Genomic DNA, 20418 nt, shown 5'->3' on the forward strand with positions numbered 1-20418 from the left:
CTATTTGTTATGCCCCTACTCTTCTCAGATATGGGTACTAATTATGCAAAACGTAGTATTGACACCACTGCTTACTTGAGCACTATTGTGACTCCAATGTGAATGAGAAAGTTCCATGGTTTCTCAAGTTTTTTGTCATTGTTTTTTCACAGTGTGATGTCATGCGCCAAATCCCATGCACTGCCTGACTTATGTCTAATTTGACAAGCGAGCATATTAAAGGGAAATGGGTATAATGGATGATCTCTGTCCCAGATTGTGCTGGGTAGAAACTAGAAAAGCAATGAGATTGACAAACTATTACTTTTCATTTGCATGGCTATTGGCTGTCTGAATAACGCGTTTTCAACCAAAACTCAGAAAACAACCGTGTGTCATTAGGCCTCAATGACCTAAGCATGCAAAAAGAAGAGTGGCTCAAGTCACCAGAGTAACTGTGATTTAGATAAGTCTCCCAACTTAGCCCTTAGTGACGGATGTCACGCATATGGAATGCACATGGTGTGCAAATAATACACAAGGTAACGTTGTTACCTTAGCTTGGGATTATAAAAGTTATATGAACACAAATCGTGAACATGAATGTGATGTGTTAGTGGTAGGGAGTGGCGCTGCGGGCTTGTCGTTGGCTTTACGTGTCGCAAACCACTGTAAAGTAATGGTACTCAGCAAAGGACCGCGCAGCGAAGGGGCAACTTACTACGCTCAAGGCGGTATCGCCGCTGTGTTTGATGAATCCGACACCATTGAGTCGCACGTTGAAGATACCCAAATTGCCGGGGATGGTATCTGTGACGAAGAGACCGTGAGATTCATTGCAGAACACTCAAAAGAATGTGTGCAATGGCTGATTGACGGCGGTGTACCGTTTGACCGTGAAGACGATGATTCTGACGATGAACCTCGTTACCACCTAACTCGCGAAGGTGGCCACAGCCGCCGCCGTATTCTGCACGCTGCAGACGCAACCGGTATGGCAATGCAAACCTCATTGCAGGACAACGCCCACAACCATCCCAATATTCATGTTCTTGAACGCCACAACGCTCTGGACTTGATCACTGAAGATAAAATCGGTGGTGATAAAAACAAAGTCATCGGTGCCTATATCTGGAACCGAAACGAAGAGCACGTAGAAACCGTGCGCGCCAAATTTGTGGTTCTAGCGACAGGTGGCGCATCAAAGGTTTATCAATACACCTCTAACCCTGATGTCTCATCGGGTGATGGTATTGCTATCGCGTGGCGAGCGGGCTGTCGAGTGGCAAACTTAGAGTTCAACCAGTTCCACCCAACTTGCCTTTACCACCCTGAAGCTCGCAACTTCTTGCTGACCGAGGCCCTTCGTGGTGAAGGCGCTTACCTTCGTCGCCCAGACGGCACTCGCTTTATGCCAGATTTTGATGAGCGTAAAGAACTCGCCCCCCGCGATGTTGTCGCTCGTGCCATCGACTTCGAAATGAAACGCTTGGGTGCAGACTGCATGTATCTCGACATCAGTCATAAACCAGCGGACTTTATCACCAAGCACTTCCCCACCATTTACTCGCGCTTGATGGACTTGGGCATTGATATGACCAAAGAGCCTATTCCAATCGTACCAGCTGCGCACTATACCTGTGGCGGCGTGATGGTGGATCAAAACGGTCATACGGATTTGAAAAACCTATACGCGATTGGCGAAGTGAGCTATACCGGCTTACATGGTGCTAACCGTATGGCATCGAACTCACTGTTGGAATGTGTGGTTTATGCGTGGTCTGCTGCAAAAGATATTCTGAAACATCACACCAGCGTTGAGCTGCCTTCACGTGTTCCATGTTGGGATGAAAGCCAAGTCACCAACAGTGATGAAGAAGTTATTATTCAACACAACTGGCACGAACTTCGCCTGTTCATGTGGGACTACATGGGCATTGTGCGTACCGATAAGCGCTTAGAGCGTGCATTGCGCCGCATTCAACTGCTACAACAAGAAACGCATGAGTACTACAGTAACTTCCGCGTATCTAATAACTTGTTGGAACTGCGTAATCTACTGCAAGTTGCAGAGCTTATGGTTCGCTGTGCAATGCAGCGTAAAGAGAGCCGCGGCCTGCACTACACGCTTGATTACCCAAATCAACTGGAAAACAGCGGTCCGACAATTCTGGTACCAGCAAAGCAGTTAACCGATAATTAATATCGAATCTAACGCTTATCAACAGGGAGCTTTGGCTCCCTGTTTCATTTTCCATTGACGCAAAATCAAGGAAAGTTGCCGATAGCACCGTTCATCACAACTGTCTCGCCAAATCGTCACCATTTCACCCGACTCTAGCGTAAAGGAGAGTTTAAAAGGCAGCGTCGTCAGGTTGACGTGTTTGATATGCGAATTACTCGTTTCATTTTTTACCGTGCCGTCGCTGTGCACATACCAATGCCCTTGACTCGACAAAAGGACAAAGCCTGGATCACGTAGCTTGCTAGCAATCAGTAATAACAAATAAATCGATAATACGAGCGGAATGTCGGAAAGAGACACGGCCCAAGTCAAGCTTAAGAAAACGGTCAGATTGCTGACTTGAGCCGTAATTGAGGAAGATACGTTAAGATTAACGAACTTTGCTGAGGTTGTGGGCAACAATTTTATCAACCATTGCTGCGTGGCCTAGGTTCTCGCTACGACCATGTCCCATCACCCAAGTGAACAGATCTGGATCATCACATTCAAGCAGAGAAACAAAGTCACGCTGTTCTTGTTCGTTCAGCGCATCAAAGCACTCTTCAAAAAACGGCATAATCACCACATCCAGCTCAAGCATGCCACGACGACAAGCCCATTTAATACGCGCCTTTTCTTCAGGAGTGTACATTCATTATTCCTTCATAGATGTCTTATTATTAATGCGGAGTGTAACAAGGGATGTGCTACGTCACTAGTGTGCGGGTCACAATACGTTAAGTAACTTCAAGGTGTCAGATTCAAAGCTGGTCACTGATTCAACACCACTGAACCTCACGTTTAGCAACAGCGAGCTCTTTCCTAATTATTCTGCCATGAAATCACGATAGAAAACGTCACCTATCCTTGATTGGCATACGTTGTTGACGTTTCTTACTCAAGGTTGATTAGATTTCCAAATTACCGCTACATCTGAAAACTGAGCGGTTCTCGCTAAACCGAACACCTTAAGGTGACTTGGGCATATTGAAAGCTGACAAATGGTGAATCTGCATTTAACATAGCTGAAAAATATCTTCAAAAGGCATTGTAATCATGGAATGGCAAACTCGCTTTTCACCGCTCAACCTATCGACTCAAGATGCTCTACCAGAACTGTCTATCTCACGACTCGATCATCTAGGCATGATCACCATGGTAGGCGATGACAAAAAATCGTACCTGCATGGTCAAGTTACCTGTGATGTGGTTTCTCTAGAAAAAGACCAATCAACACTCGGTGCGCACTGCGACGCGAAAGGTAAAGTGTGGAGTGTATTCCGCTTGTTCCATCATGGTGATGGCTACGGCATGATCCAGCCGAAATCTGCGATTGAAATCGAACTGAAAGAAATAAAAAAATACGCCGTATTTTCCAAAGTCACGATTGAAGAATCTAACGATGTGATTCTTGGCGTTGCAGGTGTCAACGCCGATGCGTTTGTGTCTGCTTTAAATGAAGATGCCGGTGATGTACGCATCATCAATGGCGGCACTGCGGTAAAAGTAGAGGCGAACCGTTGGTTACTTGTTGTGACAGAAGAAGCGGCGCAAGCACTGATCGAAAACAGCGATGCTACGCTGACAACACGCGAGCTTTGGACTCGTTTCGACATTGAATCAGCACTGCCATTCGTTTCTGCTACAGCGCAAAACGAGCACATTCCACAAGCCTTGAACATTCAAGCCCTAGGTGGCATTAGCTTCACTAAAGGCTGTTACACAGGCCAAGAAACCGTAGCTCGAGCGAAATACCGCGGCACAAACAAGCGCGCTATGTACATCGTGAAAGGCGTAACGTCGACCGCGTTAAACGATGATGCGATTGAACTAGAACGCAGCGTAGGCGACAACTGGCGCTCAGTCGGCACGTTACTGACTCACTATCAATTCAGTGATAACCAAGCTATGGGTTTGATCGTGTTACCAAATAATCTGGATGACGACACTCGCCTTCGTTTGACGTCTCAGCCTGATTGTGAATGGACCATCGCAGAATTGCCTTACAGCCTTGATGATGAATAATGCCATTCATACTCCTTTGATGCAGTTTCTTGCCGACCAAAACATCACGTTTCGTCTGCTTCCGCATCAAAGACCAGCCACAACAATTGAGGATGCCGCGCAACAACGCGGCATTCGCCCTTCTCAAATGGTCAAAGCGATATTGCTGCGAGACATGGGCAATCAATACGCCCTCGCCTGCGCCCCTGGTGATCGCAGTGTGGATCCGAAAAAGGTACGAGCTTTACTGCAATGTCGCCGCATGACTTGTGTCGACCAGGCCGATGTAGAAGCCATCACTGGTTATAAAATTGGCACTGTGACGCCGTTATTACTCAAACGACAGATGCCGATTGTGTTTGACCCAAGCTTATTGGAAGAACGTGAAGTCACCATCAGCAGTGGGGACCGCATGGCAGGGCTGGCGTTATCCATCGACGATTTGGTTCAGCTATGCCAACCCACCGTGGCCGAAATCTGTCGTTAACATCCAATTCATAATGCAATAAAGCGCAGTGTTCTCATCACTGCGTGATCTCCCTCATATCTATAAAAACACGCCACAGAATTTTTAATCAAAATTAAAACATAAATAGTCACCATTATAAAACTCGTATATGCTGATTCTGTTGGTTAAGTTTTCAACAAGCACTTAACCAACATAAAGTGAATCGGCTGACAGGCATGACCACGCTCGTGATGTCAGCTATCCACTTTTGTGTAATGCATCTGTGACTATTCGCCCGCTCAAGCGGGCTTTTTTTTGCTTGGAACTTTTTTCAAGCAGTCTCATCTAATCTTGTGTAAGCAAGCTATAACACTTAGATAGAAGGTGTAGGTTTGAAAAGGAAACAATTAGCAAACAATCATTTTCCTTCTATTCTTATTTCTGTAACAAAACTATTGCTTAATGCACCACGTATGAAGGAGAACAGAAACATTTGGGTTCCTTCCAGTGTAATTTTTTGGGGTAATCCTCACGCTATTTGAGATATCAGTCTGTCAATTTGTCTAAGGCAGCACAATTCTCCAAAGCGATACATTTCACCTGTACTTAATACTATTGCTGTCACAATAATTTTTACGTCCAAAACGTAAAATAACTGGGCTAGGTAAGAGAAAAGGAAAGTAAATATGAGACTGTTTAAGCGCTATACACCAAGTATGATTGCTAAACATATAAGTCGTCTTTTTAAGGGAAGAATCTATATTTACGGGGTCGGAAGATTCGAGTTTGATAACGGTAAATTGATACTACCGGAAAAAGCGGAGCAACGTCATTTTCGAGCGGTAAAAGAGATTAACCAAGAAATAATGAAACTCCGATGCGCATACGCTTAGCACTTCATCGATGTCAAAAAGACAAGTAAAACAAAGGCTGGATTATCCAGCCTTTTGTGTTTTTAGGTAATGTAACTCAGAGCTATTGACGAGCCAGTTCTGGTAGGTGCCCCTTCAAACCCAGTGCACGCTTCATGATCTCATCTTTAGCACCCGGTAATTGTCCCGCTAAACTCAAGCCAATACCGCGAACCAGTTTTTTCGCTGGATGGCCACCAGAGAATAAATCACGGAAACCTTGCATCGCCGCAATCATCTTCGCCGCTTCAGCCTTACGCCAACGCTCATAGCCACGCAGATTGCGTTTACTACCAATGTCTTGCCCTTGTTTCCAAAGAGTCAGTACTTCTTGCGCCAGACTGGCTGCATCCAATAAGCCGAGATTCACGCCTTGGCCTGCTAATGGGTGGATGGTATGAGCCGCATCGCCAACCAGTGCAACACGCTCAACTACAAAGTCTCGGGCATAACGCATTTTTAGCGGAAACGCCGCTCGCTCTCCCACCACTTCACACACGCCTAAACGAGCATCGAATTCGCTGGTTAGCGTTTTGTTGAACGCTTCATCGCTCATGACCAGCAATTCTTCCACTCGGTTTGGCTCTGTCGACCAAACGATAGAACACATGTTTGGTTGAGACATTGGCAAGAATGCCAAAGGCCCGTGAGGTGTAAAAATCTGACGCGCGATGCTGTGGTGCGGATCCGCTGTTTTCACATTAGCAACCAACGCATGGTGACCGTAGTCCCAATGCGTCAAAGGAATATCCATCTGGTTACGCAGCCACGAATTCGCGCCATCTGCGCCCACCACCAGCTTCGCTGTCATCGCTTGGCCGTTATCGAGCGTTAACCAACTCTCTTGTTCACCGACCGCGAGTGTCGCACAGCGCGCAGGCATGAATAACGTTACGTTCTCTAGCTTTTGCACTTGTTCCAACAACGCTAACTGAATCACGCGATTTTCAACGATGTGACCCAAATCAGGTTGCGCCATACTTTGTGCATCAAACTCTATTTTTGCGAAGCTGTCTTGCTCCCACACTTCCATACCGTAGTAAGGTGCAGCACGGCGTTGCTCAATACCCTGCCAAGCTCCTAGCTTACGTAAAATGGTTTCACTTGAGCGGCTCAGTGCAGAAACTCGCACATCAGGCAGTTCATTCAACGTTTCATCTGGCACGTTACCTTCGATCACGGCGATACGCAGGTCACTGTCTTTGAATGCGGCGGCAAGCGCCAACCCAACCATCCCTCCGCCGATGATGGCGATATCTACACTTTGCATCATTGCTATTTATTACCTAATAACTGGTTGTTACCTAGTTTGTTGCAGTCAATCATCGTTTCACTAAGCCAAGAGTATGGCGCAAGAGCGGCTGCTTAAAAATAGAAAGGTTATCCATCGCGGCTAAGGCTGTATTTCGCCCAATTCGCATCGCGAGTAAATCGTTTGAAAAAACATGGACTAACGAGCTTGTTAGCCAAATGGTTTCGTTGCGGTCTGCTTCTCGGCGTTGACTAAAGCGGATCAGGCCTTGGTAACGCCCAACATCTTCACCTTGCTTGACCAGTTCTTCAGCGAGAGTGACCACGTCTCGGATCCCCAAGTTGAAGCCCTGCCCAGCAATGGGATGCAGCGTTTGTGCTGCGTTACCGACTATCGCAAAACGGTGTGAAATATTTTGCTTACGGTGGCGAAGCAACAACGGATAGCTCGCACGGAGCCCCACTTTTTGCATCGCACCTAATCGCCAACCAAAATCTTGCTGAAGCCGTTCAAGAAATTCGCTTTCGGACAATTCCATTACAATTTGAGCGTCATCAGGACGTAAGCACCATACGAGCGACATTCGATTATCACTCATCGGCAGCAGGGCAACTGGGCCGTTTTCAGTAAAACGCTCAAATGCGCGACCTTGATGCGGCTCTTGAGTCACAATATTGGCAATTACGGCAACTTGGTCGAAATCATGCTCAGAAAGCTCCAAACCAATTTGCTGACAACATTGCGAAACCGCACCATCGGCGGCAACAAGTAATTTCGCATTAAGCAACTCACCACTAGCAAGCTCAAGCGTCACATTTTCTTGAGTTCGGGTAATGTGCTTCGCGGAGTCTGGGCAGTACAAATCGATAGCGGTACTGTGAGTCAGCAATTCTTGGTAAACACGACCAACATCGGCTAACTCTACGACATAACCTAACGCTTCAACGCCAACGTCGTGCTTAGTGATGTCCGTCATTCCCGCATGAGAACGATCAGACACATGGATGTGTTCAATCGGGGTCGAAAAAGGTTCAATCGCAGACCATAACTCTAAGTGACGCAGCAGGTTAACCGTACCATAAGACAAAGCAATCGAGCGCGAATCAAAGCCCGGATGCTGATCAGATTGCGCTTTAAACGGTTCAACAACGGCAACACGCAAAGCCCCTTGAGACAAATGCTCAATCGCTAAAGCTAGTGTAGCCCCAGCCATGGCACCACCAGCAATTACTACGTCATATTGCTTCATGTTAACCTCTGGTCTATCTAGATTAATGAATCGTCGGTTTGCTTTCGCTGCTTTCTGGGCGAGCTCCGAACTCTGCATGAATGGTAAGTACGCAAGCTTTCACGTGTTCAATGACTTGTTCCAGCAATTGTGCTTGTTCACCAAAGTCGTCATCTTCATCAATGCCTAACTTGGCAATTTCTTCTAGGTCAGCCAACGCTTCTTTTGCATCATCCGATGCATTGTTCAGCGCAATGCCTGCTAAACCAAGACCAGATATAAAGTGATTCACAAAATCAGACAAGCTATCTGCCAACGCGAATAAACCCTCTTCGCCCGACTCATCCGGCAGAAGTAGTGACAGCTCCATGGATGAACCCGTTAGCTCGTTCGCCGTCACTTTGAAGACCGTCTGTGCAAAAGCTAACGCAGTCGTTGGCCAGCCCATGCCATCATTGGTGTAATCGAATAGAATTGGTTGCCAGGTTTGATCGTTAATCGCCAATCCACCACTTAGCATGCCGACAAGCAAACCGTGCAGCTCCGCAGGTGTCACAGCTAAACTTGCAGATTGTAGCTCTGCAGCAATAGATTGATATTCTGGAAGGGTGATTTCACTCATAACTTGGCTCATTCTTGCGTAATAATGTATCGACATATCCTACCATCAAGGTTAGTCGTCTGAAACGGCTATCAAATTCAATTTTGAACACCATTTGTTCAATTTGCCCAATTCCTGTGTGATCACGTCATCATTTCTCTTTCTGTGATGGGAAATGCTTGAATCTTAATAACGGTTTTCCTATAGTTTCCTCCTCGGTAGTTGCACGTAGCAACACCTTAGATAGCGCGAATATAGAGTTTATTCATCATGAGCAATCAAGCGATCGACGTAGAAATACTAGGCAAAGTTACACGAGTAAATTGTCCAGCAGGGCAAGAAGAGTCTCTCGTTGCAGCAGCAAAAGATCTTGATCGCCGATTGAAAGAGATGAGCGAACGTACTAAGGTAACCAATGAAATTCAACTGCTGACGTTTGCTGCATTAAACATTTGTTATGAGTTGCACACCAAGTCATACGAATCAAACGGTCAACAGCAAGAAATTACTGAGCGCATGGAAAAGCTCACCGCGTCTTTAGAGAACGCACTAAGCAAAGTTACGCAAGGACAGCCGTAGATACAAAATTTACCCTGGGGTGTTCGTCAGACGGATTTAAGTCCCTGAGCCGATAAGCAATACCAAAGGGTTAGTACTTGATAGCTATTGAGCAAGCTTGGCATGCACCGAGAAGCCTACGGTTATCATTGCTGATCCGCCTTGAACCAGCTGGTTCAAGGGCCACAATCCTCAACGGCACCCTGGGGTATTCCTTTATGTCATCACAATCCATATCATCACGCTCCCGACAAGACTTCCGCAAACTTATCCGTGAAAAACGCAACGCCTTGTGTAGCGATACGCAGTTTCAAGCGGGGCTAGACCTAGTTACTCAATTCGCCCAACTTCCAGAAATCCAACAAGCGCAGAACATTGCCATTTATCTCTCTGCCGATGGTGAACTCGATACGAAGCCACTGATTGAATGGTTATGGCAACAGGGAAAGTCGGTGTATTTACCCGTCATCCATCCTTTCTCAAAAGGCCAGTTATTGTTTCTTCAATACGTGAATGAAGATCAACTGGTCTACAATAAGTACCGCATTCTCGAGCCAAAACTCGATATTCGCCACCTTCTTCCCGTCAAACAATTAGATGTAATCTGCACGCCTTTGGTCGGCTTCGACAGTATCGGACACCGCTTAGGTATGGGTGGAGGCTACTACGATCGCACTCTTTCTCATTGGTTCAAGACAGGAGAAGGAGGCAAACCGATTGGCATTGCTCACGATTGCCAGCATGTAGAACGCTTACCAATTGAAAGCTGGGATATTCCATTACCTAAGATCGTGACTCCAAGCCAAATATGGCAATGGGAAAAGTAACGCTTAGCCGCTATAATCACGCCCGCAAACGTTAACGAACATCTATTCAGGAGATTGGCATGACTCAAGATGAAATGAAAAAAGCGGCTGGTTGGGCAGCACTTAAATATGTTGAGAAAGGCAGCATTGTCGGTGTTGGCACAGGCTCTACCGTGAATCACTTCATCGATGCACTAGGCACTATCAAAGATGATATCAAAGGTGCAGTGTCTAGCTCAGTTGCTTCTACAGAGCGTCTAAAAGAGCTTGGTATTGAAGTTTTTGAGTGCAACGACGTAATTAAGCTAGACGTATATGTTGATGGTGCAGACGAAATCAACCCTGCGCGTGAAATGATCAAAGGTGGCGGTGCAGCGCTAACTCGTGAAAAAATCGTTGCAGCAATCTCTGAAAAGTTTGTATGTATCGTTGACGACACGAAAGCGGTTGACGTGCTTGGCCAGTTCCCTCTTCCAGTGGAAGTGATTCCAATGGCACGTTCTTACGTTGCTCGTGAGTTGGTGAAACTTGGTGGCGACCCTGCATACCGTGAAGGTGTTGTAACGGATAACGGCAACATCATCCTAGATGTGCACAACATGCAAATCACCAACCCGAAAGAGATGGAAGACAAAATCAACGGTATCGCGGGTGTGGTAACGGTTGGTCTTTTTGCTCACCGTGGTGCTGATGTTGTGATCACTGGTACGCCAGAAGGCGCAAAAATTGAAGAGTAAATAACAGCCATGAATCGGTCTATCTGATTCAGTTTTCTGTTATTTCATTACAGACGGTGCTGCAAGGCACCGTTTTTTATTCCTTTCTCTAAGAAAATTATCTCTTATTCCGTAATTTTCTTACCCAAAGCAATTTTTTTTTGTTACTTTATTGAACAGAAGACGCACAAGGAAACGTTTGTCCTCCTACAAAACTATTAATTATCCCCTTTTTAATGGTTTTGCCCAATGTGCGCCACATTAGCCCACCTTTCCATTTTAAGGACGAGAAAAAATGGCCAAAGTTTCACTGGAAAAAGAAAAGATTAAGATCCTCTTACTCGAGGGACTTCACCCTTCTTCAGTTGAAGTTCTTCAAGCAGCTGGTTACACCAACATTGAATATCACAAAGGTTCGCTTTCAGAGGAAGAACTGATTGAAGCAGTTAAAGATACGCACTTCATCGGTATCCGCTCCCGAACGAATCTATCCGAGGAAGTGATCAATGCGGCAAACAAACTGGTTGCGATTGGCTGTTTTTGTATCGGAACTAACCAAGTCGATCTTGGTGCGGCGGCAAAACGTGGCATTCCTGTATTCAATGCACCGTTTTCAAATACACGAAGTGTAGCTGAGCTAGTGCTTGGTCAGATTCTTCTGCTCCTTCGTGGGATTCCTGAAAAGAACGCTTTAGCACACCGTGGTATTTGGAAGAAGAGCGCAGACAACTCTTACGAAGCGCGTGGTAAACGCCTTGGTATCATTGGTTACGGCCATATCGGTACTCAGCTGGGCATTATTGCTGAAAACTTAGGTATGCGCGTGTACTACTACGACATCGAAAACAAACTATCACTTGGCAACGCAACGCAAATCCACACGATGAGCGAGCTGCTAAACAAATGTGATGTTATTTCGCTGCACGTACCAGAAACACCTGAAACGAAGAATATGATGGGCGAAGAAGAATTTGCTCGCATGAAGCCTGGCGCAATCTTCATCAACGCCGCTCGCGGTACCGTTGTTGATATTCCTGCGCTTTGCCACAGCCTAGAAGCAGGTCACTTAGCTGGCGCAGCAATCGACGTATTCCCAGTTGAACCAAAAACAAACGCTGACCCGTTTGAATCTCCACTACAGAAATTCGATAACGTCATTCTAACACCACACGTGGGCGGCTCTACTCAAGAAGCACAAGAAAACATCGGCGTGGAAGTTGCGGGTAAACTGGCGAAATATTCAGATAATGGTTCAACACTATCAAGCGTTAACTTCCCTGAAGTATCTCTGCCTGAACACGGTCGTGAGTGCTCTCGCTTACTGCACATTCACAAAAACCGCCCAGGTATTCTGACTCAAATTAACACCATCTTCGCAGAAGAAGGCATCAACATCGCAGCGCAGTACCTACAAACTGAAGCTGAGATCGGCTACGTAGTTATTGATGTGGAAACTGAGCGTTCAGAAGAAGCACTAACTAAGCTGAAAAGCATTGAAGGCACGATTCGTGCTCGTATTCTTCATTAAGAAGAATCCATACAACAAAGGCAGGGATTATCCCTGCCTTTTCTTTTTGTGTTACCAAAACAAATTATTTTAATTTGTAAACCACATCCACTTGGTCACGAATTACAAGAGTCGAGTCTTGGTAACTGTTCGCACCTTGCTTGCTGTCCATCGCCATTGAGCGCATCAACACAGGCTGTACATGCATTTGGTTATAGTTAATTTGCCAGATGCCGCCGAGTTTTTTATCAAAGCCAGATGCAAGCGATGCCGCTTTTTCTCTCGCATCTTTGATCGCAGCCATGCGTGCTTTTTGTTGGTATTCCGCTTGATTGCTCACTTTCAATTGGATGTTGTCGACCTGATTAATGCCAGCTTTCAACGCCATATCCAAATACTGGTTAAGATCGGCTAAATCTGTCACTGTTACATTGATGCTGCGTGATGCTCTGTATCCAACCAACTCCGCTTTGCCCGATTTAGGGTAGTGATACTGAGGCGCAAGATACAGGTTTGAGCTGGTGATATTGTCCTTTGATAAACCAGCATCAGACAGATATTGGAGAAAATCTTCGACTGTTTTATCGACGGATTGTTTTGCTTGTTCCGCTGTCATGGTGGTATCCACCACTTTTACAGAAAAGGTCGCCATGTCTGGTGTTGCGACCACCTCACCGTAACCCGTTGTTGTTACGTGAGCAAATTCAGGCACATCAGCCAAGACTGAAACACTGCTAAGACTAAGAGCTGAAGCCAGCAAACACGAATACAGTTTCATTCGACAAATCCATCCATATCAATAGTGAAGTGTCTCCACAAATCAGCATCACCGACTTTGTTAAGTCGCCGAGCTGTAGGAGTAAGTGGTTTCATAATAGAAACTTCCGGTGATTATCCAAGCTCCTAACTTCACTTCTAACACAACTTTGACTGTGTAACTTTGGTGTAATTTCAACCATTCGTCATTTAATATTCGTCAGAAATGGTCGTCTATTCAATCACTACTGTGGTAAATGACGCTGTGCATAATTGACAATCGCTTGTGAAATCTCCTGCAATACGCCAGTTTCCAACTGCCAATGGTGCCAATAAATACGATAAGACATCAGGAAGCCAGGCGTAATATCAATTAACGAGCCTTGCTCTAACTCATCAGTAATTTGCAAACGAGGGATCAAACAATATGCCACTCCAGCTAACGCCATTTTGAGAAAAGCCTCTGAGCTGCTGATGTTGTGATGAATCACGCTATCAGGACGCACATTGAAATGCTCCGTGAGAAACTTTTTATGTAAGTCATCATACTGATCGTAGGAAACCGCTGGCGCCTTTGCTAAGGTCTGATTGTTTACACCTTCAGAAAAGTAACGCTGATAAAACTCAGGGTTAGCCACGCAAACGTAATCAATTCGTCCTAAGTAATCGGCGCGACAATTTGGTATCGCTTGAGACTCTAAACTGATCGCCCCTGCGACCTCACCACTTTTCAGTTTTTCTATTGAACGTGATTCACCGTAAATCGTCAGCTTCAACTCTACTTGACGAGTTTTCATGACGTCTTGCAAAGCAGGCAGTAACCACGTAGCCAAACTGTCGGCGTTAGTAGCTAAAGACAGTTGTACTGGGCGCGTTGTAGTATCGTTTTTTATCTCAGGTAAAATTTCGTGCTCTAGCAACCGAACTCGACGGTAAAGCCCCAATAGTTTTTTCCCAATAGGAGTTGGCTTGGGTGGCTGCTCTCGAATTAACACAGGTTGCGCTAAGAACTTTTCGAGCTGTTTAATACGCTGCGAAATGGCAGATTGTGAGACAAACAGATGCTCAGCAGCTCGTTCAAAACTGCCTTGATAAACAACGGCATCCAAGGCTTCTATCCATTTGTAATCCAACCCTCGCATTCACTTTCTCCCCCCAAAAAAAAACCAACACCAAACCATTAAATAAGTAACTCTAATAATATATTAAAATCATTAATTATACTTATTTAACCAAAGCCATTATCTTTCCCCTCTCTGTCGTTTTCTTAATTATCTGAGGTGTATTGTGAGCTTTTGGGTTTTATTGCAAGGATTTGGTTTAGGGGCATCGATGATCATTCCGATCGGAGCACAAAATGCGTATGTCTTGAATCAAGGCATAAAGCGCAATCACCACCTGACGACAGCCACTATTTGTAGCGTCCTAGATATGATCTTCATTTCTCTAGGTATCTTTGGTGGTGGTGCTATTCTGTCTCAAAATGAAATTCTACTGACATCGGTGACGCTTGGTGGTATTGCCTTCCTGAGCTTCTATGGACTACTTTCGCTTAAAAGCGCATTCAAGCCAGAGAATGAATCGGAATCAAAAGGGGAAGTCGTAGCTCGTGGACGCCGAACGGTAATTTTAGGCGCATTAGCTGTCACCGTGCTCAACCCACATTTGTACTTAGATACCGTTGTTATCTTAGGCTCAATCGGTGGACAATTTGAAGGCCATGATCGAATCGCTTTCGCGTTAGGCACTATTATGGCGTCATTTGTTTGGTTCTATACCTTGTCGATGGGCGCCGCAAAACTCGGGCCTACGCTATCTAAACCGAAAGTAAAAAAAGGCATCGATATCGCCGTTGCACTGATGATGTTCACCATTGCTTATGTACTCGCGAGCGAGCTCATCACTAAATACTGGTAATCCAAACCAAAGGATATGAATGACATGGAGTCACTGGAAAACATCTATCGCATCAACAAAGAGCGATTGCATTCGCTCTCGACTCCATTTCGAGAATGGCAACACGAAGCCATTCTCGACTTCGACACCGACCTTAAAGTCGCGAAAGAACTCGGCTGGAAAGGCACACATAGCAAAAGCTTGTTTTTAACACTCAAAGGTGGCGGGTATGGTGTTCATTACCGATAAAGACTCTCGCCTTGATGCCAAAACGATTAACTCAATATTTGGCAAGCGACCTTCTATTGGCAGTGATGAACTCATGCAGGAATTACTTGGCTGCCTACCCGGTGCTGTTTGCCCGATAGGTTTACCACCAGAGGTTGCGATCGTGGTGGATACCAAGCTCTATCATCACGAAGAGTTGCTTTATACACCAGGGCTACCAGAGCGCACCTTCGGTATTGCAGGCATTCATTTAATACCACTCTTACAGATAGGTAATAACCCTCTGTTTGAAATATAAAAAAAGCGAGGCTAGTGCCTCGCTTTTTAGATTATCTATCGTTCGAATTAAGATTCGACACGGTTCAAATGAACATCCATTTGTGGGAATGGAATTTCGATACCGTTCTCGTCCAATGCTTCTTTAATGCCTTGCATTGAATCAAAGTACACACCCCAGTAATCCTCAGTTTTAACCCAAGGGCGCACTACGAAGTTAACTGAAGAATCTGCTAGTGTTAGAACACCGATAGTCATATCAGGATCTTTCAAGATACGAGGATCTTTTTCTAGCGTTTCGCGAATCACTTTCTTCGTTAGCTTAAGATCGGCTTTGTATGAAACACCGATAACCAAATCTACGCGTCGCGTTGCATGGCGAGAGTAGTTCGTGATTGCACCACCAATAACAGACGAGTTAGGTACAACAACCATTTTGTTGTCTGGTGTTTTTAGAACTGTTTGGAAGATTTGAATCGCTTCAACACTACCCGCTACGCCGCCAATCTCTACATAGTCGCCAGATTTAAATGGACGGAATGCAACAATCAGTACGCCTGCCGCAAAGTTTGATAGAGAACCTTGTAGAGCAAGACCAACAGCAAGACCTGCCGCACCGATTACAGCAACAACAGATGCCGTTTGAACACCTAAACGGCCCAGAGCTGCGATAAGTACGATAACGAATAGTAGGTAACGAACAAGACCGTGAATAAATTCTACGACCGCCTTATCCATGTTTTTCTTTTCAAGTACTTTGGAAACACTGCCAGCGACTGCTTTAACGATAATATTACCGATAAATAGGATAATCAGCGCTGAAATAATGTTCACACCGTACTGAATAAGTAGGTCTGAGTTGTTTGTAAGCCAAGTCTCAGCTTGAGTCAGCCCATCTGTTAGAGTGGTATCGATACCCATCGATTCACCTGCCATAATTCTTATCCTCAAAAATAAAGATATATAAATCTAATTGCCGTTAACTTATGAGCCTTGTTTTCTATAGGCCCTTATCTACAACAATATCCCTATTGCCCAACTGAACAGTGTCAGATTTTTGGCACGATATCCCAACTTTGACATTTTGCAAAGTCAGAGTTTCGCAAAGATATGCAAAACAAGGCTTTATCAGAATTTTCTGACATCGACCTGTTACAGAGTACGCAATGCTTTAACATTTCGCCACTTCTATTACCTAGTTTCATGCGAAGCGACTAAAAAACAACCTAATGATTATTGGCGCATTATTGATATGTACTTACATGCCCCATCCATTCTTCTATTCAGCATGGGTATAAATCTATTGACGTTGAAGAAAGCCAAATGACAGACACAAAAAAACCCGCTCAAAGAGCGGGTTTTTAGATAACTCAATTCAGACGAATTATAGTACGTCGATTGCGTTAAGGTCAGCAAATGCTTGCTCAAGACGAGTAACCATTGAAGCTTGACCAGCACGTAGCCATACGCGTGGATCGTAGTACTTCTTGTTTGGCGCGTCTTCGCCAGTTGGGTTACCGATTTGACCTTGTAGGTAATCGTGGTTTTCAGCTTCGTACTGACGGATACCATCCCAAGTTGCCCACTGTGTATCAGTATCGATGTTCATTTTGATAACACCGTAGCCGATAGATTCACGGATTTCTTCTAGAGAAGAACCAGAACCACCGTGGAATACGAAGTTTAGAGAGTTCGCTGGAAGACCGAATTTCTCAGAAACGTACGCTTGAGAATCACGTAGGATAGTTGGAGTTAGAACAACGTTACCTGGCTTGTAAACGCCGTGTACGTTACCGAAAGATGCTGCGATAGTGAAACGGTGGCTGATAGCGTTTAGTTTCTCGTATGCGTATGCAACGTCTTCTGGAGAAGTGTATAGCTCAGACGCGTCCATATCAGAGTTGTCAACGCCGTCTTCTTCACCACCAGTACAACCAAGTTCGATTTCTAGAGTCATGTTCATTTTAGCCATGCGCTCTAGGTACTTAGCAGAAATTTCGATGTTCTCTTCTAGAGACTCTTCAGAAAGGTCGATCATGTGAGAAGAGAATAGAGGTTTACCAGTTTGCGCGAAGTACTCTTCACCTGCGTCTAGTAGACCGTCGATCCATGGTAGAAGTTTCTTAGCAGCGTGGTCAGTGTGTAGGATTACTGGAACACCGTAAGCTTCAGCTACAGCGTGAACGTATTTCGCACCAGCAACAGCACCTAGGATTTGAGCTTCTTGACCTTCAAGTTTTAGACCTTTACCAGCAAAGAAAGCAGCGCCACCGTTAGAGAACTGAACGATAACTGGAGCTTTAACTTTTGCAGCTGCTTCAAGTACTGCGTTTACAGAGTCAGTACCAACACAGTTTACTGCTGGAAGTGCAAAGTGGTTTTCTTTTGCAACTTCAAATACTTTCTGAACGTCATCGCCAGAGATAACACCTGGTTTTACGAAGTCGAAGATCTTAGACATGGATGTAATCCTATTTATCTGTCGTTTTTAAACAAAACTTGTTAAGTTGAAAATCTTGCAAACGTTTGCTCACAACTGAGGCTATTCTAGCAGAGTTCCTCTCACGTTGCAGCAAACAAGAAAGCGGGAGAGTAACTCCCCCGCTTTGCTTTAATTACTTAGCGCGTGCTTCTAGCATTTCTACTGCTGGAAGAACTTTACCTTCTACGAACTCAAGGAAAGCGCCGCCGCCAGTAGAGATGTAAGATACGTCAGCTTTGATACCGAACTTGTCGATAGCTGCTAGCGTGTCACCACCACCTGCAACAGAGAAACCTTCAGAAGCTGCGATAGCTTCAGAGATACCTTTAGTACCTGCTTCGAAGTTCTTGAATTCGAATACACCTACAGGACCGTTCCATAGGATAGTTTTCGCGTTTTTAAGGATTTCAGCTAGAGCAGCTGTTGATTCTGGACCAAGGTCGAAGATCATGTCGTCGTCTTGTACTTCAGAAACGTGTTTGATTTCTGCTTCTGCGTTCTCGTCGAATGCTTTCGCACATGCAACGTCAGTTGCCACTGGAATTGCACACTCGTCCATTAGCTTCTTAGCAGTGTCTACTAGGTCAGCTTCGTATAGAGATTTACCAACGTTGTGACCAGCAGCAGCGATGAATGTGTTAGCAATACCACCACCAACAACAAGTTGGTCAGCGATTTTAGATAGAGATTCAAGAACAGTTAGCTTAGTAGAAACTTTTGAACCACCTACGATAGCAACCATTGGACGAGCAGGCTTGTCCATTGCTTTGCCTAGAGCTTCTAGTTCGTTTGCTAGTAGAGGACCAGCACAAGCTACAGGAGCGTGCATACCAACGCCGTGAGTCGACGCTTGAGCACGGTGAGCCGTACCGAATGCATCCATTACGAATACGTCACATAGTGCTGCGTATTTCTTAGATAGCTCTTCTTCGTTTTTCTTCTCGCCTTTGTTGAAGCGAACGTTTTCTAGAACAACAAGCTCACCAGCGTTTAGCTCTAGGCCATCTAGGTAATCTTTAGCAAGTTTAACTTCGCAATCTAGTGCGTCGTTTAGGTAGTTAACAACTGGTTGTAGAGAGAACTCTTCAGCGTATTCACCTTCAGTTGGACGACCTAGGTGAGAAGTAACCATTACTTTAGCGCCAGCTTCTAGGCAGTGCTTAATAGTTGGAAGAGATGCGATGATACGTGCATCAGAAGTTACTTTACCGTCTTTTACTGGCACGTTTAGGTCAGCACGGATGAATACACGTTTACCTGCAAGATCCAGGTCAGTCATCTTGATTACAGACATGATGTGTCCTCTCAAATATTTAATAATTAAAGTTTTTGAAAACTCGGCAACCCTGCCAAGCCTGTTAATTCTTCAAACTGGTTATAGATATGGAGATACGTCAGATTTATTTCAAGGCTTGAAATAAAAATTCTCTCCATCACTTCTTCACCTTTATAGCTCCACTTGTGAAGAAACTTTCATTGCTAAAGCGGTATCCAGCATCCGGTTAGCAAAGCCCCATTCGTTATCGCACCAAACGAGCATTTTTACTAATTGCCCGTTACTCACTCTTGTCTGAGTTCCATCCACTATCGCGCTATGGGGATCGTGGTTAAAGTCGATGGAAACGAGTGGCGATTCAGTATAGTCAACAATGTTACGTAATGTACACTGAGATGCGTTAACAATGGTTTGATTTACGTCATTAACTTTCACATTTGTATTAATTGTGACACTTAAATCCATTGCAGTGACGTTAACTGTCGGAACTCGAACGGAAATGGCTTCGAATTTGTTGGAAAATTTCGGGAAGATTCTTTCAATTCCTTTATGCAACTTGGTGTCAACAGGAATGATAGATTGGCTCGCAGCTCGAGTACGACGTAAGTCATTATGGTAAGCATCAATAACTTGTTGGTCGTTCATGGATGAGTGGATTGTGGTAATGGTACCTGACTCAATCCCAAATGCTTCATCCAATACTTTGATGATGGGAACAATACAGTTGGTGGTACATGAACCATTGGACACCACGCGGTGTTCATCTTTAAGGGTTTCGTGGTTCACACCGTAAATAATGGTGTTATCGAGATCGTTCGCTCCTGGGTGAGAGAAGAGCACTTTCTTCGCTCCGGCTTCGATATGGGCAAGACCATCCGCCTTTGAACCATAAACGCCGGTACAATCTAAAACGATATCGACTTCAAGGTCGCGCCACGGAAGCAGTTCAATTTCAGAGAGATGAAGAATTCGGATGGCATCATATTCACCGCTTTCATGGTGAACATTCAAATGCTCTTGATCGTGGGAGATTTTCTTACCAAAACGGCCATGACTGGTGTCATATTGTAGAAGGTGAGCCATTGCCTCTGGTTGAGCAAGCTCATTAACCGCTACCACTTTAATCTGCTGATGTTTGCCGCTTTCATAGACAGCTCGCAGAACATTACGACCTATACGTCCAAATCCATTGATCGCAACTTTTAGCATTTATCCTTCGCCCCACCAAAAATTTCGTGGCACAGATAGTACCTGATAAGGCTGAAAAACG

The 20418-nt window shown here is 44.9% G+C and carries 20 protein-coding genes, 1 other RNA gene and 1 pseudogene; 11 read left to right on the forward strand and 11 right to left on the reverse strand.

Annotation, left to right across the window (positions count from 1 at the left end):
- Window positions 1-559: 559 nt before the first annotated feature.
- Complete coding sequence (gene nadB / locus ACF8EG_RS18220) at window positions 560-2182, forward strand: L-aspartate oxidase (RefSeq protein ID WP_005490333.1); 1623 nt, start codon at window positions 560-562, stop codon at window positions 2180-2182.
- Window positions 2183-2200: 18 nt separating this feature from the next.
- Here the strand turns inward: nadB and ACF8EG_RS18225 are convergent, their stop codons facing one another.
- Window positions 2201-2635 carry a protein YgfX gene (locus ACF8EG_RS18225; protein ID WP_074531431.1) on the reverse strand — a complete coding sequence of 145 codons (435 nt, stop codon included), beginning with the start codon at window positions 2633-2635 and terminating at the stop codon, window positions 2201-2203.
- On the reverse strand, window positions 2595-2855 hold the full coding sequence (locus ACF8EG_RS18230) for a succinate dehydrogenase assembly factor 2 (protein ID WP_005458651.1): 261 nt from the start codon (window positions 2853-2855) through the stop codon (window positions 2595-2597). The genes ACF8EG_RS18225 and ACF8EG_RS18230 overlap by 41 nt, the downstream gene beginning before the upstream one ends.
- Window positions 2856-3259: 404 nt before the next feature.
- On the opposite strand from ACF8EG_RS18230, the gene ygfZ reads away from it, so the two are divergent.
- The 3 genes from ygfZ (at window position 3260) to ACF8EG_RS18245 (ending at window position 5548) form a co-directional block, all read left to right on the forward strand.
- Entirely contained in the window at window positions 3260-4228 is a 969-nt protein-coding gene (gene ygfZ / locus ACF8EG_RS18235) for a tRNA-modifying protein YgfZ (RefSeq protein WP_005481243.1), read from the forward strand.
- Window positions 4221-4694: an aminoacyl-tRNA deacylase gene (locus ACF8EG_RS18240; RefSeq protein WP_005481229.1), complete on the forward strand. Its 474-nt coding sequence runs from the start codon at window positions 4221-4223 to the stop codon at window positions 4692-4694. The genes ygfZ and ACF8EG_RS18240 overlap by 8 nt, the downstream gene beginning before the upstream one ends.
- Window positions 4695-5341: 647 nt before the next feature.
- Window positions 5342-5548 (forward strand): DUF1107 domain-containing protein, encoded by a 207-nt coding sequence (locus ACF8EG_RS18245; RefSeq protein WP_005380970.1) that lies wholly within the window; start codon window positions 5342-5344, stop codon window positions 5546-5548.
- Window positions 5549-5630: 82 nt separating this feature from the next.
- On the opposite strand, the gene ACF8EG_RS18250 is transcribed toward ACF8EG_RS18245, so the two are convergent.
- From ACF8EG_RS18250 to ACF8EG_RS18260, 3 genes are read right to left on the reverse strand one after another with little or no spacing between them, the layout of a single operon-like run.
- Window positions 5631-6839 carry an FAD-dependent 2-octaprenylphenol hydroxylase gene (locus ACF8EG_RS18250; protein ID WP_069507033.1) on the reverse strand — a complete coding sequence of 403 codons (1209 nt, stop codon included), beginning with the start codon at window positions 6837-6839 and terminating at the stop codon, window positions 5631-5633.
- Window positions 6840-6888: 49 nt separating this feature from the next.
- Window positions 6889-8067, reverse strand: coding sequence for a 2-octaprenyl-6-methoxyphenyl hydroxylase (gene ubiH, locus ACF8EG_RS18255; protein ID WP_025574916.1), 1179 nt, complete (start codon window positions 8065-8067; stop codon window positions 6889-6891).
- Window positions 8068-8089: 22 nt separating this feature from the next.
- Entirely contained in the window at window positions 8090-8668 is a 579-nt protein-coding gene (locus ACF8EG_RS18260; protein ID WP_005457285.1) for a YecA family protein, read from the reverse strand.
- A gap of 249 nt (window positions 8669-8917) precedes the next feature.
- Here ACF8EG_RS18260 and ACF8EG_RS18265 point away from each other — a divergent pair, with 249 nt between their 5' ends.
- From ACF8EG_RS18265 to serA, 5 genes are all read left to right on the forward strand, one after another.
- Window positions 8918-9226: a cell division protein ZapA gene (locus tag ACF8EG_RS18265; protein WP_005484120.1), complete on the forward strand. Its 309-nt coding sequence runs from the start codon at window positions 8918-8920 to the stop codon at window positions 9224-9226.
- 8 nt (window positions 9227-9234) lie between these two features.
- Window positions 9235-9419: non-coding RNA, 6S RNA (ssrS, locus tag ACF8EG_RS18270), on the forward strand.
- Between the two features lie 19 nt (window positions 9420-9438).
- Window positions 9439-10032: a 5-formyltetrahydrofolate cyclo-ligase gene (locus ACF8EG_RS18275; protein WP_025631679.1), complete on the forward strand. Its 594-nt coding sequence runs from the start codon at window positions 9439-9441 to the stop codon at window positions 10030-10032.
- Window positions 10033-10091: 59 nt separating this feature from the next.
- On the forward strand, window positions 10092-10748 hold the full coding sequence (rpiA, locus tag ACF8EG_RS18280; protein WP_005493901.1) for a ribose-5-phosphate isomerase RpiA: 657 nt from the start codon (window positions 10092-10094) through the stop codon (window positions 10746-10748).
- Window positions 10749-11022: 274 nt separating this feature from the next.
- A complete protein-coding gene (gene serA, locus ACF8EG_RS18285; protein ID WP_005482463.1) occupies window positions 11023-12255 on the forward strand; it encodes a phosphoglycerate dehydrogenase in 1233 nt (410 codons plus the stop codon).
- A gap of 64 nt (window positions 12256-12319) precedes the next feature.
- On the opposite strand, the gene ACF8EG_RS18290 is transcribed toward serA, so the two are convergent.
- Together ACF8EG_RS18290 and ACF8EG_RS18295 are read right to left on the reverse strand one after the other, a co-directional pair.
- Complete coding sequence (locus tag ACF8EG_RS18290) at window positions 12320-13012, reverse strand: oxidative stress defense protein (protein ID WP_069507032.1); 693 nt, start codon at window positions 13010-13012, stop codon at window positions 12320-12322.
- 223 nt (window positions 13013-13235) lie between these two features.
- Window positions 13236-14132 carry a LysR family transcriptional regulator ArgP gene (locus tag ACF8EG_RS18295; RefSeq protein WP_005482449.1) on the reverse strand — a complete coding sequence of 299 codons (897 nt, stop codon included), beginning with the start codon at window positions 14130-14132 and terminating at the stop codon, window positions 13236-13238.
- Window positions 14133-14277: 145 nt separating this feature from the next.
- Between ACF8EG_RS18295 and ACF8EG_RS18300 the strand changes: the two genes are divergently transcribed.
- Both ACF8EG_RS18300 and ACF8EG_RS18305 read left to right on the forward strand, forming a co-directional pair.
- Entirely contained in the window at window positions 14278-14907 is a 630-nt protein-coding gene (locus tag ACF8EG_RS18300; RefSeq protein WP_017449137.1) for a LysE/ArgO family amino acid transporter, read from the forward strand.
- Between the two features lie 24 nt (window positions 14908-14931).
- A pseudogene (locus ACF8EG_RS18305) lies at window positions 14932-15412 on the forward strand (YbaK/EbsC family protein).
- A gap of 47 nt (window positions 15413-15459) precedes the next feature.
- Here ACF8EG_RS18305 and mscS read toward each other — a convergent pair.
- From mscS to epd, 4 genes are all read right to left on the reverse strand, one after another.
- Window positions 15460-16326: a small-conductance mechanosensitive channel MscS gene (mscS, locus tag ACF8EG_RS18310; RefSeq protein ID WP_025795599.1), complete on the reverse strand. Its 867-nt coding sequence runs from the start codon at window positions 16324-16326 to the stop codon at window positions 15460-15462.
- A 448-nt stretch (window positions 16327-16774) separates the two neighbouring features.
- Complete coding sequence (gene fbaA, locus ACF8EG_RS18315; protein ID WP_005482445.1) at window positions 16775-17851, reverse strand: class II fructose-bisphosphate aldolase; 1077 nt, start codon at window positions 17849-17851, stop codon at window positions 16775-16777.
- Between the two features lie 154 nt (window positions 17852-18005).
- On the reverse strand, window positions 18006-19166 hold the full coding sequence (locus tag ACF8EG_RS18320; protein ID WP_005482432.1) for a phosphoglycerate kinase: 1161 nt from the start codon (window positions 19164-19166) through the stop codon (window positions 18006-18008).
- A gap of 153 nt (window positions 19167-19319) precedes the next feature.
- On the reverse strand, window positions 19320-20357 hold the full coding sequence (gene epd / locus ACF8EG_RS18325) for an erythrose-4-phosphate dehydrogenase (RefSeq protein WP_015297286.1): 1038 nt from the start codon (window positions 20355-20357) through the stop codon (window positions 19320-19322).
- Window positions 20358-20418: the final 61 nt, after the last annotated feature.

Origin of the sequence: Vibrio sp. YQ_11 (assembly GCF_043103065.1) — a bacterium.
In the GTDB taxonomy this organism is placed as follows: domain Bacteria; phylum Pseudomonadota; class Gammaproteobacteria; order Enterobacterales; family Vibrionaceae; genus Vibrio; species Vibrio parahaemolyticus.

Bases quoted from the DNA above. Each gene is read 5' to 3' on its own strand.
- nadB (WP_005490333.1), top strand. From the start codon at position 560: ATGAACACAAATCGTGAACATGAATGTGATGTGTTAGTGGTAGGGAGT.
- ACF8EG_RS18230 (WP_005458651.1), bottom strand. From the start codon at position 2,855: ATGTACACTCCTGAAGAAAAGGCGCGTATTAAATGGGCTTGTCGTCGT.
- ygfZ (WP_005481243.1), top strand. From the start codon at position 3,260: ATGGAATGGCAAACTCGCTTTTCACCGCTCAACCTATCGACTCAAGAT.
- ACF8EG_RS18240 (WP_005481229.1), top strand. From the start codon at position 4,221: ATGAATAATGCCATTCATACTCCTTTGATGCAGTTTCTTGCCGACCAA.
- ACF8EG_RS18245 (WP_005380970.1), top strand. From the start codon at position 5,342: ATGAGACTGTTTAAGCGCTATACACCAAGTATGATTGCTAAACATATA.
- ACF8EG_RS18250 (WP_069507033.1), bottom strand. From the start codon at position 6,839: ATGATGCAAAGTGTAGATATCGCCATCATCGGCGGAGGGATGGTTGGG.
- ubiH (WP_025574916.1), bottom strand. From the start codon at position 8,067: ATGAAGCAATATGACGTAGTAATTGCTGGTGGTGCCATGGCTGGGGCT.
- ACF8EG_RS18260 (WP_005457285.1), bottom strand. From the start codon at position 8,668: ATGAGTGAAATCACCCTTCCAGAATATCAATCTATTGCTGCAGAGCTA.
- ACF8EG_RS18265 (WP_005484120.1), top strand. From the start codon at position 8,918: ATGAGCAATCAAGCGATCGACGTAGAAATACTAGGCAAAGTTACACGA.
- rpiA (WP_005493901.1), top strand. From the start codon at position 10,092: ATGACTCAAGATGAAATGAAAAAAGCGGCTGGTTGGGCAGCACTTAAA.
- serA (WP_005482463.1), top strand. From the start codon at position 11,023: ATGGCCAAAGTTTCACTGGAAAAAGAAAAGATTAAGATCCTCTTACTC.
- ACF8EG_RS18290 (WP_069507032.1), bottom strand. From the start codon at position 13,012: ATGAAACTGTATTCGTGTTTGCTGGCTTCAGCTCTTAGTCTTAGCAGT.
- ACF8EG_RS18295 (WP_005482449.1), bottom strand. From the start codon at position 14,132: ATGCGAGGGTTGGATTACAAATGGATAGAAGCCTTGGATGCCGTTGTT.
- mscS (WP_025795599.1), bottom strand. From the start codon at position 16,326: ATGGCAGGTGAATCGATGGGTATCGATACCACTCTAACAGATGGGCTG.
- fbaA (WP_005482445.1), bottom strand. From the start codon at position 17,851: ATGTCTAAGATCTTCGACTTCGTAAAACCAGGTGTTATCTCTGGCGAT.
- ACF8EG_RS18320 (WP_005482432.1), bottom strand. From the start codon at position 19,166: ATGTCTGTAATCAAGATGACTGACCTGGATCTTGCAGGTAAACGTGTA.
- epd (WP_015297286.1), bottom strand. From the start codon at position 20,357: ATGCTAAAAGTTGCGATCAATGGATTTGGACGTATAGGTCGTAATGTT.